The sequence below is a fragment of the Nocardioides pakistanensis genome (assembly GCF_054781215.1).
In genome coordinates, this window is sequence record NZ_BAAGUV010000082.1 from 1 (window position 1) to 773 (window position 773).

The window sequence follows — 773 nt, forward strand, 5'->3', positions numbered from 1 at the left end:
GGTGGCGCACCACTTGTCCAGCGACGCCTGCGCTTCGGTGATGGTGACGTCGTCGGGCAGGGTGCGCCACCAGCGTTGCGCGGCGGTGTGGTTGGACTTCTCCACCACGCCCTTGCGGTTGCCGCGCCGCGGTGGGCAGATCGCGACCTGGACGCCGTAGTGCTTGGCGACCGCGGCGAAGGTGGCGGTGACCTTGCCCGACTCGGGGTGGCACACCGTGCTCATCCGGTCGAAGCGCCACTTCTTCGTCAGCCCGCCGAGCTTGCGGGCGGTCGCGTCAAGTCCGGCGATCAGCTGTGCCTGGTCCTCGGCCGGGGCCAGGGTGCCGCGCCACTTCCCGGAGTGGGCGAGCGCGCCGACCAGCAGGTGCGCGTGCTTGCCCCACCCCCACGACGCCGGCGGATCCGGGAGCTCGACCCAGTCCCACTGGGTCTCCTCACCCGGCGGATGCTCGATCACCGCCGCCGGACGGCCTCTTGTGGCGCTGCAGGGCTCGCAGTGCGGCCGCAGCTCCCGGGTGCGGATCTGGCGGGTGAACGTCGGATACGACCGGTCGTAGCCGAGCGCGACGACCTCGTCGAACAAGGTCACCGCCCACAGGTGCGGATCCTCGGCCAGCCGGGCGCGGACGTAGTCCACGTACGGCTCGAACGGATCCTCCCCGGCCGGCTTCCGGTGCCCGGCGACCCGGCCACCGTCGAGGTAGGCGCGGATGGTCTTGCGGTCCCGGCCCAGGTGCCGGGCGATCGCGGAGATCGTCCAGCCCTGCCGGC

Annotated in this window: 1 protein-coding gene; it reads right to left on the minus strand. The window is 72.4% G+C overall.

Annotated elements, in window-relative coordinates; genetic code table 11:
- Positions 1-773 (minus strand): transposase (locus ACYVIH_RS22640; protein ID WP_460871808.1); only part of this gene is annotated, 773 nt, incomplete at both ends.